15 protein-coding genes are annotated in these 15,815 nt (G+C 67.8%); 5 read left to right on the forward strand and 10 right to left on the reverse strand.

Going from position 1 to position 15,815, the window contains the following annotated elements:
* Nucleotides 1-365: 365 nt before the first annotated feature.
* On the forward strand, nucleotides 366-998 hold the full coding sequence (locus VJT49_RS07855; protein ID WP_324164054.1) for a TIGR03085 family metal-binding protein: 633 nt from the start codon (nucleotides 366-368) through the stop codon (nucleotides 996-998).
* Between the two features lie 30 nt (nucleotides 999-1,028).
* On the opposite strand, the gene VJT49_RS07860 is transcribed toward VJT49_RS07855, so the two are convergent.
* The 8 genes from VJT49_RS07860 to VJT49_RS07895 all read right to left on the reverse strand — a co-directional run bounded on the left by VJT49_RS07860 (nucleotide 1,029) and on the right by VJT49_RS07895 (nucleotide 8,622).
* Nucleotides 1,029-1,934 (reverse strand): ornithine cyclodeaminase family protein, encoded by a 906-nt coding sequence (locus tag VJT49_RS07860; protein WP_324164055.1) that lies wholly within the window; start codon nucleotides 1,932-1,934, stop codon nucleotides 1,029-1,031.
* A gap of 26 nt (nucleotides 1,935-1,960) precedes the next feature.
* Complete coding sequence (locus tag VJT49_RS07865) at nucleotides 1,961-2,995, reverse strand: proline racemase family protein (RefSeq protein ID WP_324164056.1); 1,035 nt, start codon at nucleotides 2,993-2,995, stop codon at nucleotides 1,961-1,963.
* Between the two features lie 144 nt (nucleotides 2,996-3,139).
* Nucleotides 3,140-4,303, reverse strand: coding sequence for an FAD-binding oxidoreductase (locus VJT49_RS07870; protein ID WP_324164057.1), 1,164 nt, complete (start codon nucleotides 4,301-4,303; stop codon nucleotides 3,140-3,142).
* A 391-nt stretch (nucleotides 4,304-4,694) separates the two neighbouring features.
* A complete protein-coding gene (locus VJT49_RS07875) occupies nucleotides 4,695-5,204 on the reverse strand; it encodes a hypothetical protein (RefSeq protein ID WP_324164058.1) in 510 nt (169 codons plus the stop codon).
* A gap of 79 nt (nucleotides 5,205-5,283) precedes the next feature.
* Entirely contained in the window at nucleotides 5,284-5,487 is a 204-nt protein-coding gene (locus tag VJT49_RS07880; RefSeq protein ID WP_324164059.1) for a zf-HC2 domain-containing protein, read from the reverse strand.
* A 1-nt stretch (nucleotide 5,488) separates the two neighbouring features.
* Nucleotides 5,489-6,031 (reverse strand): sigma-70 family RNA polymerase sigma factor, encoded by a 543-nt coding sequence (locus VJT49_RS07885; protein WP_324164088.1) that lies wholly within the window; start codon nucleotides 6,029-6,031, stop codon nucleotides 5,489-5,491.
* 234 nt (nucleotides 6,032-6,265) lie between these two features.
* Nucleotides 6,266-7,408 (reverse strand): hypothetical protein, encoded by a 1,143-nt coding sequence (locus VJT49_RS07890; RefSeq protein ID WP_324164060.1) that lies wholly within the window; start codon nucleotides 7,406-7,408, stop codon nucleotides 6,266-6,268.
* Nucleotides 7,405-8,622, reverse strand: a complete 1,218-nt coding sequence (locus tag VJT49_RS07895; protein ID WP_324164061.1) for a hypothetical protein — start codon at nucleotides 8,620-8,622, stop codon at nucleotides 7,405-7,407. The genes VJT49_RS07890 and VJT49_RS07895 overlap by 4 nt, the downstream gene beginning before the upstream one ends.
* 473 nt (nucleotides 8,623-9,095) lie before the next feature.
* Here VJT49_RS07895 and VJT49_RS07900 point away from each other — a divergent pair, with 473 nt between their 5' ends.
* A complete protein-coding gene (locus VJT49_RS07900) occupies nucleotides 9,096-9,890 on the forward strand; it encodes an ion transporter (RefSeq protein WP_324164062.1) in 795 nt (264 codons plus the stop codon).
* A 130-nt stretch (nucleotides 9,891-10,020) separates the two neighbouring features.
* On the forward strand, nucleotides 10,021-11,577 hold the full coding sequence (locus VJT49_RS07905) for an alpha-L-arabinofuranosidase B (protein ID WP_414635867.1): 1,557 nt from the start codon (nucleotides 10,021-10,023) through the stop codon (nucleotides 11,575-11,577).
* Nucleotides 11,578-11,610: 33 nt separating this feature from the next.
* Here VJT49_RS07905 and fadD8 read toward each other — a convergent pair whose 3' ends face one another.
* A complete protein-coding gene (gene fadD8 / locus VJT49_RS07910) occupies nucleotides 11,611-13,215 on the reverse strand; it encodes a fatty-acid--CoA ligase FadD8 (RefSeq protein ID WP_324164064.1) in 1,605 nt (534 codons plus the stop codon).
* Nucleotides 13,216-13,219: 4 nt separating this feature from the next.
* Entirely contained in the window at nucleotides 13,220-13,612 is a 393-nt protein-coding gene (locus VJT49_RS07915; RefSeq protein WP_324164065.1) for a hypothetical protein, read from the reverse strand.
* A 464-nt stretch (nucleotides 13,613-14,076) separates the two neighbouring features.
* Here VJT49_RS07915 and VJT49_RS07920 point away from each other — a divergent pair, with 464 nt between their 5' ends.
* Nucleotides 14,077-14,796 (forward strand): phosphatidylserine decarboxylase, encoded by a 720-nt coding sequence (locus VJT49_RS07920; protein ID WP_324164066.1) that lies wholly within the window; start codon nucleotides 14,077-14,079, stop codon nucleotides 14,794-14,796.
* Between the two features lie 44 nt (nucleotides 14,797-14,840).
* A complete protein-coding gene (locus VJT49_RS07925) occupies nucleotides 14,841-15,791 on the forward strand; it encodes an amidinotransferase (RefSeq protein WP_324164067.1) in 951 nt (316 codons plus the stop codon).
* The last annotated feature ends 24 nt before the right edge of the window (nucleotides 15,792-15,815 follow it).

Here is a 15,815-nt window from a genome sequence, read left to right on the forward strand (position 1 = left end):
GCCGCCCGTTCTGCTTCGGCGAGATCCGCGGAGAAGGCGCGCAAATGCATGCACTGTGGTGAGTGGGTCGACGAGCGGCAACGTCCGGCCGAACCGGTCTCGACGGGACGGTGCGCGGCTTCTTCCGGGGACGCGACCTCGGAGAAACCTCAACGAGGGAGTCAAGGCTACGCCAAGTTCAGCATCGTCGCCTTCGTTGTGGGGCTCGCACTGATCCTGGTGATCTTCTTCGTCCTCCCCGCCTTCACCAAGGTCCAGGACAAGGTGAACAACCAGCTCCCGGCTCACCGTGGAGGTGACGCCCTGCGCGCCTGCCTTTCCGCGGTGTGGAGGAAAACTTCCGCGGTCAGCGATAGGCTGACGGTATGGCGACCCATGCGAAGCGTGAACGGCTCATCCTCGCGGAACTGCTGGAGACGGCGGGGCCGGACGCGCCGACCCTGTGCGAGGGGTGGACCACGCGCGACCTGGCGGCACACGTCGTGGTCCGGGAGCGCAGGCCGCATGCCGCCGCCGGAGTGCTGATCGCGCGGCTCGCCCCGTACGGCGAGCGGGTGCGGAAGGAGTTCGCGGACAAGCCGTACGAGGAGCTGGTCCGCCTCATCCGCACCGGCCCGCCGAGCCTGTCGCCGTTCGCGCTGGAACCGGTGGACGAGGCCGCGAACACGGTGGAGTTCTACATCCACGGCGAGGACGTCCGCCGTGGCCGGCCGGACTCGGCCCCGCGCGAGATCGACCCGGCCTTCGCCGACACCCTGTGGGCGCACCTCGAGCGCGCCGCCCGGCTGTTCGGCCGCAAGGTGCCGGTCGGCGTGGTGCTGCGCCGGCCCGACGGCCAGACGGTGGTGCTCAAGCGGGGCGCTCCGGTGGTGACCGCGACCGGTGAGCCGGGTGAGCTCCTGCTGTTCGCCTCCGGCCGGGTGGAGGCGGCGCGCGTGGAGATCTCCGGCGACGAAACCGCGGTCGGGCAACTGCGCGAGGCCCGCCTGGGCATCTGAGCCGGCAAACCGCGGTCCACGCTGCTCGCCTCACTCCGCGTTCTTGACCACCGCCGTCGCGACCACCAGGTCCTCCCACGACATCCCGGTCCCCACGAACACGCGCGGCCCCTCCGGCCTCGGGAGGTCACGACCGGTCACCAGCTCGCGCAACGTCGTCAGGCGGTCGACGTCCAGTCGCGGGATGACGACCGCACCCGCCTCACGCCGCGCACTCCGGCGGGACTCGACGACGACCGACGACCGCTTCACGAGCGAGGAGTCCACGTCCCGGGTAGCGGTCGTGTGGCTTCCGACCGCCAGCACGACGGTTCCGTCGGCGACCTGGTTTCCGTCGAACAAAGGGAAGCCCGCGCTCGTGGTGCACGCGATCATGTCGGCGGTCGGCACGGCACCGGGGCCGGCCGGGGCCGCGGAGATACCGTCGTCCACAAGCCGCTTGACCATCGCACGCACCTTGTCGGGCGTGCGGCCGATCACGTCGACGTGGTTGACGCCGGCGGTCTCGGCCAGTGCCAAGGCATGGCCCAGCGCTTGCACGCCGGTGCCGAAGACCGCAAGGCGCCGCAGCGGCCGCGCCGCCAGGTGGCGCGCCGCGAGTGCGGAAACCGCCGGGGTTCGGCGCCCTGTCAGAGCCGCGCCGTCGAGCACCGCGATCGGCGACAGGCTCGTGCCTTCGAAGAGCACATAGACGCCCTGGATACTCGGGACGCCTTGCTCGGGTGACCCGGTCCTGATCGTGAGCAGCTTCGCACCGAGCATCCGTTCCGACGCGGACGGCATGACGAGCAGGTCGCCCGCTTCCGCGTGCGTCCGGACGCGGTCCGGGTCGTCCTCGGGGTCGAAGCCGTCCCTGAGCGCGGAGGCGAGCGCCTCCACCGCGTCGGTCCACGTCAGCGCCCGCATGACCTCGTCGTAAGACCAGACTCGCGGCACGGGGCAAGGGTTGTCAACACCGTGATTCATCCGGCGCCGAGCCAGCTGTCCGAGATCTTGTAGCCGGACGGGTACGGGTCGGTCGGGTCCAGGCCGAGTACCGAGATGTCGGTGATCCAGGCCTGCCCGGCGATGACCGGGACGACGGCGGCACGGTCACCCACCGTGGTGGTGGAGTCGATCCGGCAGGTGAACTTGCTTCCGATGATCGACTCGTGGATCAGCGTCTGGCCCGGCTGGATCAGGCCCCGCGCGTGCAGCACGGCCAGGCGCGCGCTGCTGCCCGTGCCGCAGGGTGAACGGTCGCAGCGACCCGGGCTGACCACCACGGTGTTCCGTGCCCGCAGCACGCCGTCCTCCTCGCGCGGCGGGCCGGTGAACTCGGTGACCGTCACGCCGGGGTATTCGGGGAAGAGCGGATGCACCGTCTCGAGCTGTCCGGCGGCGGCCTTCTTGATCCGCTCACCCAGTACGCACAACTCGCGTGCATTGGCCGGCGTGATCGCGAGTCCGACGGAATCCGCGTCGACCAGTGCGAACGTCATCCCGCCCCAGGCGACGTCGATGGTGATCTCGCCGAGGCCCGGCACGTCCACGGTCGCGTCGAGCTGGTGCACGAAGGCTGGCTGGTTCCGGAACTCGACCTCGGTGACCTTGCCGCCGGACACGGTGCACCGGACGGTGATCAGGCCGGCCGGGGACTCCAGGGTCAGTTCCGTGACCGGCTCCGTCATGGGCAGCATGCCCGTCTCGAGGAGGACGGTGGCGACGCAGATCGTGTTGCTGCCCGACATCGCCGGGTACTCGCCCGGCTCGGCGATCACGTAACCCATCTGGGCCTGGGGGTCGGTCGCCGGCAGCACGATGTTGGCGTTGCGCACGGCCGAGCCGCGAGGTTCGTGGAGCAGCATCTGACGGACGTCGTCGCGGTGCTGTTCGAGATAGAGCTTCTTCTCGAACATCGTTTTGCCGGGGACGTCACCGATACCGCCGACGACCACGTTGCCCACTTCGCCCTCGGCATGGACGCCGACGACGTTGAACTGCTTGGAGAAACGCATATCGCTCCTGTTTTACCGGGCAGTGTCTCGCGAATCGTGAGGAACGCGCCCCGGACGTTCACGGCCATGAACCCGGCGAGGAACCGGCGTACGGTCTCCGCGCCGATACGCGACCTTGCCGTCCAGCCCGGACATGCCACTCCTTCAAATGATGTTGGTCTCACGCGGACGGTCGGCGCTGTCACGGAAACGCGACAGCGTGAACGCGGAAATGTCGTATCGCGGTGTTCTTCCGAGGAAAAGATCGCGGATGATTTCTCCGGCGGCGGGGCCCATCAGGAAGCCGTGGCCGGAGAACCCGGTGGCGATCAGGAGTCCTTCGACCTCTTCGCTGCGATCGATGATCTGGGTGTGGTCCGGGGTCACCTCGTACAGCCCCGCCCAGCCCGAAACGATCCCGGCCTCGAGCAGCGCGGGCGCGCGTACCGCGGCGATCTCCCCCAGCCCTTCCAGCCAGGTGCCCAGGCTGAAATCCAGATCGAAGCCCGCGGGCTGAGCGGGATCCGACCAGCCCACCAACATCCCCCGGCCTTCGGCGTGGAAGTAGAAGCTGGACGGGAAGTCGATGGTCAACGGCGTGTGGCGGGGCGTGCCGGGAACGGGTTCCGTGAAGGCGATCTGCCGCCGGACCGGTTGCACCGGAATGCGCACACCGAGCATGTCCCCGATCAGGGCCGACCAGGCGCCCGCCGCGCATACGACGTTCTCCGTCCGTATGGTGCCCAACGACGTGGTGACTCCGCGGATCGCGCGGCCGTCCCTTTCGATCGACTGAACCGCGCAATGCCGGATGATCCGCGCACCCAGGCGCCGCGCACTCCGGGCATAGCCCTGCACGACCGCCTCGGGGGTCGCTTTGGCGTCGTCGGGCGACCACGCCGCCGCCAGGAGCCCGTCCGTCGCGACCAGCGGCGAAAGCCGCTGAGCCGCCTCGGGAGTGATCATCCGGCTGGGTACCCCGTAGTGGTTCTGCACGGCCGTGCTTTCGGTGAACACGTCGACGGAGTCCTGATCGGAAAGCAGGTAGAGGTAGCCGTCGCGCCGGAAGTCGATCTCTTGCCGGTGGTCGGAGGCGAAGGTGGAATACGCTTCCAGGCCTCGCAGTCCCAGCGCGACGTTGGCGGGATCGCTGAACGACGCACGCACCCCGCCGGCCGCCTTGCTCGTCGACCCTTCGGCGAGTTCGTCGCGTTCGACGAGCACGACGTCGGGCACCCCCGCCCGCGCCAGGTGAAAGGCGATGCTCGTGCCGATCACCCCGCCCCCGATCACCACGACGGAGGCGGACTCGGGAACACTGCGAGGCAAGGGCGGTCCTTCCGGTCCGGTTCGGCCAGAAGCCTAGTACTACTGGGCCAGATCGACTTCAGTCTGGCGATGGCTCCTGGTCGCAACCCTGTGGGCGGTTGGGCGCTTGCGGCATCGCCGCAGGCCCAGTTAACGGGGTTCCACCCCAGCCCGACGAGCGTGTTGGTGGGTTCAGTTCGATGGGGGCTCCGGTCGGAGCGGGACAGTGACACTATGTGTCCTGTTGTGGACCTTCTGTGGCGGTGGTGGCCCCGTTGTGAGGCCGGTGTCCTAGGCGGTTTCCGGGCATGGGGCATCCGGCAGTCGATCGATCTTCGCGCGCTCGCGGCGGAAATCCGTACCGGGCGGCGACGTTGGGTAGCTCAGGCGCCGTTCAGGCCGGGGAACCGCGTCACTTCATCGGTACGTAACCGTTGAACAGGGTCGCCGGCCGGTCGTCGTCCGTCCTGACCCAGGTTTCTCCGTTCCAGACCGGCTTCGCCTCCGCCGGCAGCCACATCCCGAAGGTCCCGTTGGCCACCGGGACGTTCACCGCCTTCCCGACGGAGAAGTCGGCGACCATCGACCTGCCCGACGGCGGAACGATGCCGACGAACGGCACCTTCGTGCCACCCGGGCCGAGCGCGGGCACGGAGAGCCGGCGCACCGGGATGGATTGGCCGATGAAGGTGTCGACGTACAGCTTGTAGGACGTTTTGGCCGGGTCGTTCGGGTCCGGTTCGGCGGTGCACACCACGGCGTGCCCCGCGGTCCGGCCCAGCACGACCCGGTATTCGCCATCCTGCAGCAGAATCCCGGGCTGGTAGGCGTCGCGGTCGGCCGGTGGCCGTGCCACCCCGGCCAGGCAAGCGCCGAGTGCCCTGCCCGCGGGAGAGGACCGGTCGCCGGGCCGGTCGGTCACGGTGAACAACGGCGCCGGAGCCGGTGCCAGCGGGGCCCGCCGCCCCGAGAGGCGCCGGCCCGGTTCCCCGCTCGGCCCATCAATCAGCCAGGTGACGAGTACCGGGCGGCCGGGCCCGCTCGGCCGGCAGGCCGAGTTCGCCGAGCGAGGTGGAAAGCGCGCTCATCCAGCCGAGATCGTTGCGGCAACTCGGGCACCGGGCGAGGTGCGCCCGGAAGGCCTCGTCCTCCTCCTCGTTCAGCTCGCCGAGGACATAGGCTCCGAGGTCGTCGTGGCCGGGCATGTCACGCAAGGTCCGTCACCCCGATCTCGGCGAGCGCGGTCCGCAGCGTGCGCAGGGCATAGTTCAACCGGGATTTCACCGTGCCGGTGGCCAGGCCGAGTGTTCGCGCGGCCTCGGTGGTCGACCTGCCGTGGAAGTAGATTTCCGCGAGCACCATGCGGTATTTCGGCCGCAGCCCGAGCACCGCGTCCCGGAGGAGGATCGCCGACAGGGATTCGGCCGGGTCCTCGCTCCCGGGCAGCTCGCGCGCCGCCGCGTCGGCATCGTCGAGATCGAGCGGCCGCGACCGTCTGCTCCGCCGGTCGTCGATGACGATCCGGCGCGCCACGGTGAACAGCCACGGGCGCAGGTGCCGTACGTCCCCGATCCGCTCCGCGTGCCGCCACGCCCGGAACAGGGTTTCCTGGACGACGTCCTCGGCCCATTGCCGGTCGTGGTCGGTCAGTGCGAGAACGAAACCGAACAAGGCGGCACGATGGCGCTCGCCCGCTTCGCCCGACAAGCCGATCGGGGTGCTCCGATCGGCTTCTTTCCGGTCCGGCATCGCCACGGCTCGAGCTCCCTGTCGCGTGAGTTTTCCGCTTCCGAGAGGCCAAGGTAAGGCAGCGAGGCACGCGACTGCTCTGTTCGGCGATTGAATGATGGTCGCTGTTCGCGTCGAATTGTTTTGTTCGGCGGTAGACACTTCACCGACCGGTGGCCGAACGGAGGAAGCGGTGGCTCCACCGCGCGGACGTCCGGGCACGGTGGCCGGGGAGTTCGCGCGGAGGCTGCTGCGTCAACGGAAGGTCACACCGCCGAAGCAGATCCCGGAGCGCTCTTCGCGCCCTTGCGGCCACCTAAGTTCCACAGTGCGCACCGAAGCCAGGTTGGTGCCCTGCAGGTTGACCAGCGCCACCGCCACGGTTTCGGCGGTGTTCGCCTTCAACGGAACGGGAAGTGCGGCCGAACCACCGGCCGTGTCGGTGATCACCAGATCCAGGCCGGTCACCCCGCCCTCCGACCGGATCGACAGGTCGAGGCCGGTCCGGCCGGTCAGGTCGACATGCCGGCCGGGGGACGCCGACCAGTCGAGCTTCACGCTGCCTGTGCCGGTTCGGGCCCAGACCAGGCGCAGGCCGGGCCCGCGGTCGTTCCGGCAGTCTTCGGCGGGTTGAGCGGTGATGACGTTGGCGAATTCGAGCACGGTCGTCGCGCCGATGCCCAGTTCGGCCGGGCTCACCAGGCAGGACTTGGCCGGGGCGGCACATTCCGCAACCGCCGCGCCTCCCGCGGCCGCGGAACTGGGAGTGGCCGGCACCGGCGGTGCGGCAACCGGCGGCGCGTTGCTGTCGCGCAGGAAGGAAGCCGCACCGGCCGCTGCCGCGATCGCGACGAGCACGGCTCCGAGCCCGGCCAGCAGGCGGCGGGGGTGCCTCGTCTTCGCCGGTGGTGGGATGGTCGCGGGCGCCGCGGCTCGGGGGGTGGAGTGTCTCAGCCGCAGGGGCATGCCTGGACTCGCTCCGACCGGGAAACCGGACGATGGTGCCGTTCGGTAGCCGTCCTCGTCCAGCCAGAACCGCTGGTATGGCCCGGTCACCGCTTGGTGGGCGCGCGCGAGGTCGGCCGCGGTCAGGTGCGTGGGCTCGCCCCGCAGCACGAGTCCTTCCGTGAACCGGATCGCCCGGCCGCTGCCGTCCCGCAGCAGGCCGTCGCCGTCGATGCCGTAGTCCGCGTGCCCGGCGACGAACAGCCGGGAGACGATCGCCAGGCCGCCGGCGGTGTGCACGACCGCTTCGCCCTCCGGTGTGTCGGCGCCGACGGCTACCTGGCCGAGTGAGGTCGCGGTGTCACGCGCCACCATGAAGTCCGGGGCCACCACCACGCGATGCCCGGCGGTGCGGGTCCGCGCGACCAGGAACGGCCAGGCGAGCGTCGTCATGCCGCACCCGTCCTGGACCGCTTCAATTCGAACGAGAAACCCGACGTGGTCAGCCGGTCCAGGAATTTCAGCACGTGCAGTACCTCACGCTGCCGGCGCCGTCTCGGCTTCACGTCCTGCGGACGGTCGGCCACCGCACGCAGATTGTCGACCGCCTTCCGCTTCAGGACGAACTCGAGGGCGCCGAACGAGGTCAGCGGGACGTTCAGGCTGATCATGCCGAGCAGCGCGCCCACCGCCACGAAAAAGGGCGAGAAATCCCGCGCCCGCTGCCGGACACCGATCTGTTCGAATGCCCTGGCGGTGTCCGCCCGCATCACGTCTCGCATCGCATACGCCAGCGGCGTCGCGACGTTGTAGGGATCCCAGTGCAGTTCGGGATCGCCGCTCTTGCGGACCACCCCGTCGCGGTCCCGGTGGAGGTAACCGTTCATGCCGAACGAGCTGACCGGGATGATCCGCAGCACGCCGTGCCGGCGGTGCCCGGAGAACTGGCGGAACGGCGGGAACCGCTCCAGGCGCCGGACGATCTCGGCCAGCGTGAACGCCGGCTCGAGCAGGTCCCATTTCGTGATGATCAGGTGCACGGCCTTCTGCGGGGCCCTGGCCAGCAGCAGGACGAGATCGCCGAACTCGGTGAAAAAATCGTTGTCCGGCTTACCCGTCATGACCCGCAGCACTTTCTCGCCGTCCAGGATTCCCATCAGGACATCGCATTCGGCGACGGCGTTCATGACATCGGGTGGCGGCTCGCCGGATCCCGGCCGCACGAGTGCCCCGGCGTGCTCGCCCGCGTAGTCCACATAGCTCACCCGGCAGGGACGCGCCTGTTCGCCGCGGTCCTTGCTGACCAGGAAGTCGAATTCGAAGTTCGCCGTGTCGCCGGGTAGCGTGCCCGCGGGCACCTCCACGTCGCGCTGTGCCATGCCCTTGGTCAGCGCCAGCAGCCGGCCGGTCGTCTCCCGGTCGGTCTCGAGCAGCACCCCCTCCGGCCCGCCGAACGCCAGCCGCCAGAACATGCTGGCCAGCAACGCCGTCTTGCCGGATTCGGGCAGGCCCACCACCATGACCTTCACCGTTCGGTCGCGCACGGCGTTGCTCCGCCGCGCCCGCCGTCGCGCGATCACCCCGGACAGCAGCGTGACCACGACGAACGCGGCGAGCACCAGTGAGCCGGCCGGCGGCTTTCCGGCGCTTTCCGACAACAGGGTCATCCCGGCGACCTCCACATGTGCGAGCGGACTCGCGACCTTGGTCGCGCGTTCCGTTCGCGGCGTTACGTCCGGAAACCACCTTTTCACTCGAATCGTGAAATCCCCGGCCTCCGTGGGAAATACTCGCGAAGAAGCCGAATCACGGGAGATTCTTGCCGTTCGCGAGTCCACCTTCCGCGACACGCGAGTCGGGCTTTCGGGACGGGCGAGTCGGGCTTTCGTGACGGGCGAGTCGGCCGTTCGTGAGAGGTGAGTCGGGCGTTCGCGACAGGCAGGCCGACATCCCTTGCGGTTGAAGTCCGGCTCATTTGGACTCAGGGACACGGCGAGCGGGACTCAGGGACACGGAGACCGGGACTCGGGGTGCGTGAAAGCGGGACTCGGGGACACGGAGAGCGGGACTCGGGGTGCGCGAAAGCCGGACTCGCGGGGCGTGCGGGGGCGACTCGCGTGTGGCGGCTACCCTGCGCGATGTGCGTGAGCCGGAGCTGAACAGCGGGATCCTGCCGGGCAACGTGCGGGCGGACGACTGGATCGTGCTCGTGCTCGCGGTGCTGTCGGTGGGTCTGCTGGGTTACCTGGTGCTCAGCCCTCCGTCGCGCGAGGCCGGACTGTGGATCTTCTATGGTGACTGCGCGATCTGCGTGGTGTTCCTGGCCGAGTTCCTGTGGCGCTGGCGCGGGCGGGGGTGGGCGAAGGGCTTTCTGGTCCGTAACTGGTACGAGCTGTTCGCCATGGTGCCGGTCGCGCATCCGGGACTGATGGGGTACCGGTTCGTCGTCGTGGTGCTGCTGCTGGTCAGAATCGGCCGGGCCGTGGACCGGGCGGTGGGGGAGCAGTTCACCTACCGGCTGGTCGACAAGTTGTCCGAGCCGATCGTGCGGGCGGTCAAGAAACCGGTGACCATCGCGGTGCTCGACGAGGTCGTGAAGGTGCTGGCGACGGGGAACTACCCGGAGAACCTGGCCAGGTCGCTGCAGGCGCATCGGGCCGAACTCCGCGTCATCATCACCGAGAAGGTGTCGGAGGATCCCCAGCTCGGCAAGCTGAGGCGGCTTCCGTTCCACGGCGAGGTGGTACGCGCCGTTGTGGACACGTCCTTCCGGGTGTTGCTCGAGGTGTTGCTCGACCCGCGGGTCGACGAGTTCTTTTCGGCCGTGGTCAGGGAAAACCAGGAACAGATCCGCGGCGCGGTCCAGGCCGGCATGCACGAGATCTTCAGCGGTGAAGACGGCCGGCGCGATTCCTCCAGCGGCGCCGGCGGCTGACACTTTCACCGCGGTTCGGCCAGGTCAGGCGCGGCTTTCCGGGTTCGCCGTTGACGGTTCCGGCAGCCGCGGAGTACAAATCGCCAAGACAATGATGTTAACGCTCACATCGCGAGCGAAGGGTGGCGTCATGACTGCTGGGCCACGAGTTCGACGCTGGGGGAAGGTGCTTCTGTTCGCGGTCGCGGCGGTCGCGCTGACCGCCGGCACACTGGTCGGCGTGCCTGATACCGCTCAGGCCGCCAGTGCACTTCCCTGCGACATCTATGGCGCCGCCGGCACGCCCTGTGTCGCCGCGCACAGCACCGTGAGAGCGCTTTTCGCTTCCTACAACGGCCCCCTCTACCAGGTGCGCCGGGCTTCGGACAACGGGACGACCAACATCGGCCTGCTCAGTGTGGGCGGGTACGCGAACGCGGCGGCGCAGGACTCGTTCTGCGCGAACACCCGGTGCACCATCACGATCATCTACGACCAGTCGTCACCCCACAACGATCTCACCATCGAGGGTGCCGGTGGCGCGGGCGGCGCCGACAGCGGCGTGCCGGCGGACGCGTTGCCGGTAAGCATCGGCGGCCACACGGTTTACGGTGCGTCCTTCTCCGGAGTGATGGGCTACCGCGACAATGCCACCTCGGGCGTCGCGGTCGGCGGTCAGGCCGAAGGCATGTACATGGTCACATCCGGCACGCACGTCAACGACCGCTGCTGTTTCGACTACGGCAATGCCGAAACCAACAATCGCGACAACGGCAACGGTCACATGGACGCGATCAACTTCGGCACCGAGTGCTGGTTCTCGCCGTGCCACGGAAGTGGCCCGTGGGTTCAGGCCGACCTCGAAAACGGCCTGTTCCAGTCGAATGCCGGGCACAGCACGAACACTTCCAACACGGGTAACAGCGCGCCGTTCGTCACGGCCATGCTGAAGAACAACGGCCAGAACTTTTTCGCGATCAAGGACGGCAACGCGCGGTCCGGCGGTCTCACCACCCGCTATTCCGGACCGTTGCCTACCTCGCCCGCCGGCTACGCACCCATGCACCTGGAAGGCGCCATCGTGCTCGGCACGGGCGGGGACAACAGCAACGGATCGATCGGGTCGTTCTTCGAAGGTGTCATGACGTCGGGCCTGCCTTCGGACTCGGCGGAAAACTCGGTGCAGGCCAATATCGTCGGGGCCGGTTACGGCGGTTCGAACGGTGTCGCCGGTGGAGCTTTGACGGCCGGCTCGTCGATCTCGTTGCGAGCCACGACCGCGTGTTGCACGACGCGGTATATCCGGCACCAGTTCGACAAGGCGGTCACGTCCGTGATCACGCCGAGCAGTTCGGCTCTCGACAAGGCCGATTCCACGTGGATCGTCCGCCGCGGCCTGGCCGACAATTCCTGCGTCTCGTTCGAGTCGAAAAACTATCCCGGTGACTGGCTGCGGCACTACAGTTTCCGGCTCCTGCGGCAGCCCTTCGACGGCACCGCGCAGTTCGCCGCGGACGCGACCTTCTGTCCCCAGGCGGGCAAGAACGGGCAAGGCACGTCCTTCGCCTCCTACAACTACCCGGCCAAGTTCATCCGCCACTACGACAACACCGTCTACATCGCGAGCAACGGCGGCTCGAACGCGTGGGACAGCGCCACCTCGTGGGCGGAGGACGTGAGCTGGGCGGTCACCCAACCCTGGTCATAGGCAGGGCCGCGCGGTTGCCCGGCGAACCCGCCCTCAGCGCGCCGGAACCGCCTGCGGTCCGCCCGCGTACTGCGCCCGCAGTGCCTTCTTGTCCGGCTTGCCCAGCGCCGTCACCGGCAGCGTGTCCGCCACGATGACGTGCTTCGGCGCGTGCACCGGGCCCTTGCGCTCGCGCACCGTCGCCCTGATTTCCTCGGTCAGGCGCGCGATCGACTCGTCGTCGTGCGCGGCGTCCTCACGGAGCACGACGACGGCCGTCACCGCCTCACCCCACTTGTCGTCGGGGGTGCCGATGACGCCCACCTGCGCGACGGCCGCATGCTCGGCGACGACGTCCTCGACTTCGCGGGGGAACACGTTGAATCCGCCGGTGACGATCACGTCCTTGATCCGGTCGACGATGAACCAGAATCCGTCCTCGTCCTCCCTGGCCACGTCGCCGGTGTGCAGCCAGCCGTCGCGGAAGGTCTCCGCGGTGACCTCGGGCAGGTTCCAGTATCCGCCCGCGAGCAGCGGGCCGGCTACGCAGATCTCCCCGGGTTCGCCGCGGGGAACGGGAGTGCCGTCCTGGCCGAGCAGCGCGGTGCGCAGGAACGCCGAGGGACGCCCGCAGGACGACAACCTCTTGTCGTCGTGGTCGCCTTTGGCGAGGTAGCTGATCGCCATCGGCGCCTCGGACTGGCCGTAGTACTGCGCGAAGATCGGGCCGAACTTCTCGATCGCCTCGCGAAGCCGCGCCGGGTTGATCGCCGCGGCGCCGTAGTAGACCGTTTCCAGCGAGGACAGATCACGGGTTTGCGAGTCGGGGTGGTCCATCAGCGCGTACAGCATGGTCGGCACCAGCATGGTGGCGGTGATCCGCTGTTCCTCGATGATGCGGAGGACCTCGGCCGGGTCGAACTTCGGGAGCACGACGAGCGAGCCGCCCTTGATCAGGGTCGGCGCGAAGAACGCGGCGCCGGCGTGCGAAAGCGGCGTGCAGATCAGGAATTTCGGCGACTCCGGCCACTCCCACTCGGCGAGCTGGATCTGGGTCATGGTCGCCATCGTCAGCGCCGTGCCCATGACCCCCTTGGGCTTGCCCGTCGTGCCACCGGTGTAGGTGATCGAGGCGACGTGGCCCGGTGACAGGTCGGCGGCCACCAGCGGTTGCGGCTCGTATTTCGCGGCGGCCGCGGTGAGGTCCGTGCCGATGTGCGCCAGCCGCTCCGGCACGGGCCCGATGGTGAGCACCTGGGTCAGGCCGGGGACCTTGTCGAGCAGGCCGAGCGCGCGTTCGACGAAGGCCGGGACCGGGTCGACGATCAGCGTCGTGATGCCGGCGTCGTTGAGGATGTAGGCGTGGTCGTCGAGCGAGCCCAGCGGGTGCAGCGCCGTCCGCCGGGCGCCCTGCAGCTGACCGGCACCGATGATCAACAGCACTTCCGCGCGGTTGAGCGAAAGCAGCGCCACGGCCGCGCCCATGCCCGCTCCGAGCGCGTCGAACGCCTGGGCGTACTGGCTGATCCGCTCCGCGGTCTCGCCGCCGGTCATGGCGGTCTCGCCCAGCACCAGCACCGGCTTGGCCAGGTGGCGTTTCAGTGCCGCGATGGTCAGATGACCGAGGTGGTTCGGAAGCCGCATCGCCTGCTCGTTCATATCGTCAGTCCTTCCCATACGGCGTGACCACACGGGCGCCACCCGGCCCGAGGGTGTGCGCGAGCCCCAGCCGTGCTCCGTGTACCTGCCGGTGGCCGGTCATCGGGGCTCCGACCACGTCGATCGTCGATCCGGAGTTGCATGTGGACGCCGTGTCGGTGACCGTTGCCTGGGCCAGCTCGACGGCGCTTTCCCGCACGAACCGCTCGCCGGCCACGACCGCCCCGTCGGACGTCGGTGGGCACTGCGACGACTCCAGCGGCGGGCAGAAAACTTCCCGGTTCGACCGGACGCCGTACAACTGACAGTCCCGCAGGCCGCTGACGAGGGTGCCGATCTTCGGCCCCACTGTGCGCTCGAACGCAAACCGGATCGTGTAGGGAGCGCTGACACTCATGGTGCGCCGCCAGATGTCGCGAAGGCTGACGCGGTCGCGGTGCCGGCCAGCGTACGGGTCACCGGGTCAGACTAGAACATGTTATCTCTATGGGCAACGGCCATTTTATAGGGAACACAGGGGAAGATCGGTCTGCCAACTGGAACAAGTTTCAGTTCTACTGGAGGGGGGTGTTACCCGGGTAAGCGCCATCGGCCGGCCAGGCGCGGTGAACGCGGCGTTCGCCATATTCTTTCGTATGTCTTCGCCGGTGTGTTCAATTAATCATGCGCACCGTTCGGCCAATCCCTTGGGTTACGTGCGAAGTGCGGTGCCCGTAGTTTTTTTACGAGCAGGTTAGGAAATTTTGATCAGGATACGCGACGCGACCGGGCGTGGGCTGTTTGCGTGCTGTGCGCGGGCGAGCGTTGATCGTTCACGGCCGCCCGGCTGTTCCCGGGTTCGTGTCCGGTTGAGGGTGAACTATGGCCAAGAGGCTTGACGAGTGGATCGACTCCGACGTGAAACCTTTGCGGGACAAGCCGGTAGCGTGGCTGTCCCAGTATCACTTCTTCCGTGATCCGGCGCGGCCGGCCTTCGTGGATCCTCGGTTCTTCTTTTCTCCGGCGGACGGTGTTCTGCTGTATGTGCGAATTGTTGAGCCAGCTGAGCCGATTGTCGGGATCAAGGGGCGCTCCTATTCGGTGCGCGACGCGATACGTGATCCCTCGTACGACCGGACGAGTATCGTCTTCGGTATTTTCATGACGTTCTTCGACGTGCATGTCAACCGGGTGCCGTACTCGGGTTTCCTGTCCTATCGTGAATTCGATCCGCTGGACACGGAGAACCATCCGATGCTCGACCTCGAGCAGGGTATCGTGGACGACCTCCGGGTTTCGCCCGACAAGGCCGGCTACCTGCACCACAACCAGCGGGTGGTGAACCGCATCGACGCGCCCGCGCTCGGCCTGCGCTACTACGTGCTGCAGGTCGCCGACTACGACGTGGACTCGATAACGCCCTTCACGCTCAAGCAGAACCAGCCCTGCCGGCAAGGGGACCGTTTCTCCCAGATCAGATACGGATCCCAGGTGGACCTCATCGTCCCGCTCACGCCGGGTTACCGGTTCGCCGCGGTCCAGTCGCCGAATGACCACGTCGAAGCCGGCGTCGATCCGCTCGTGTCGATCAGCCCCGACTGAAGCCGGACCGATCGGAAAAGTCACGACAGGAAGAAACGAAACCGATGACCTCAACCAGCATCGCGGGCCAGGTCCGGTCCGCGAACCCGACTCGGCTCGAGTGCCCGGCGTTCCTGCTCAATCCGCCGTTCTCCTACGACACCGGCGAGGCGAACAACGCGTGGATGCAAGAGCTCCCGGAGCACGAGCGCGTTCCCGACGCGAAGAAGGCGATGGTGCAGTTTCTGGAGCTGTACCACTATCTCGCCGCGGGCGGCCTGGTCTACGTCCTGCCCACACCGGCCACCGAAGGACTGCAGGACCTCGTGTTCACCGCGAACCTGGGCGTTGTGCTGGAGCACGTCGTGGGCAACAACACGGTCGTGATGTCCAACTTCACCTCCGAACCGAGAAAGGGCGAGACCGAGGTGGGGCTGCGGTTCTTCGACCAGATGAACTACCGCACCTACGTTTCTCCGGCCAAGTTCGAAGGCGAGGCGGAGCTGAAACATCTCTACGGCAACGTCTACGTGGGAGGGTACGGCATCCGGTCGGAGCCGGAGACCTACGACTGGATGCGACGTGAGTTCGGCATGACCGTCGTACCGCTGAAGCTCACCGATCCCTACCTGTACCACCTCGACTGCACGGTGTTTCCGTTGACCCGGGAGCAGACACTGGTGTGCACGGAGCTGTACGACCGCACGGAGATCAGGGAACTGGAGCGACACACCGACATCATCGATGTCGGCGTGGAGGTCTGCATATCGGGCATCTGCAACTCGGTGCGGCTGCACAACACCATCCTCAACGCGTCCAATGTGCACGATCTGAAGGCAGGCACCGAGGACTACCAGGCCGAGGTGGTCAAGAACCGGCAACTGGAGGACATCGCGGCAGCGCAGGCTTTCGAAGTCACGCTGGTGAACCTGAGCGAATATCTCAAGGGCGGGGCGTTGCTGTCGTGCATGGTGATGCACCTCAACCGGCACTCCTACGATTTCCGCCTGGTGTGATCGAGGAATGTCGTGCCGCGAGCC

The organism is Amycolatopsis sp. (assembly GCF_035276945.1).
GTDB lineage: Bacteria > Actinomycetota > Actinomycetes > Mycobacteriales > Pseudonocardiaceae > Amycolatopsis_E.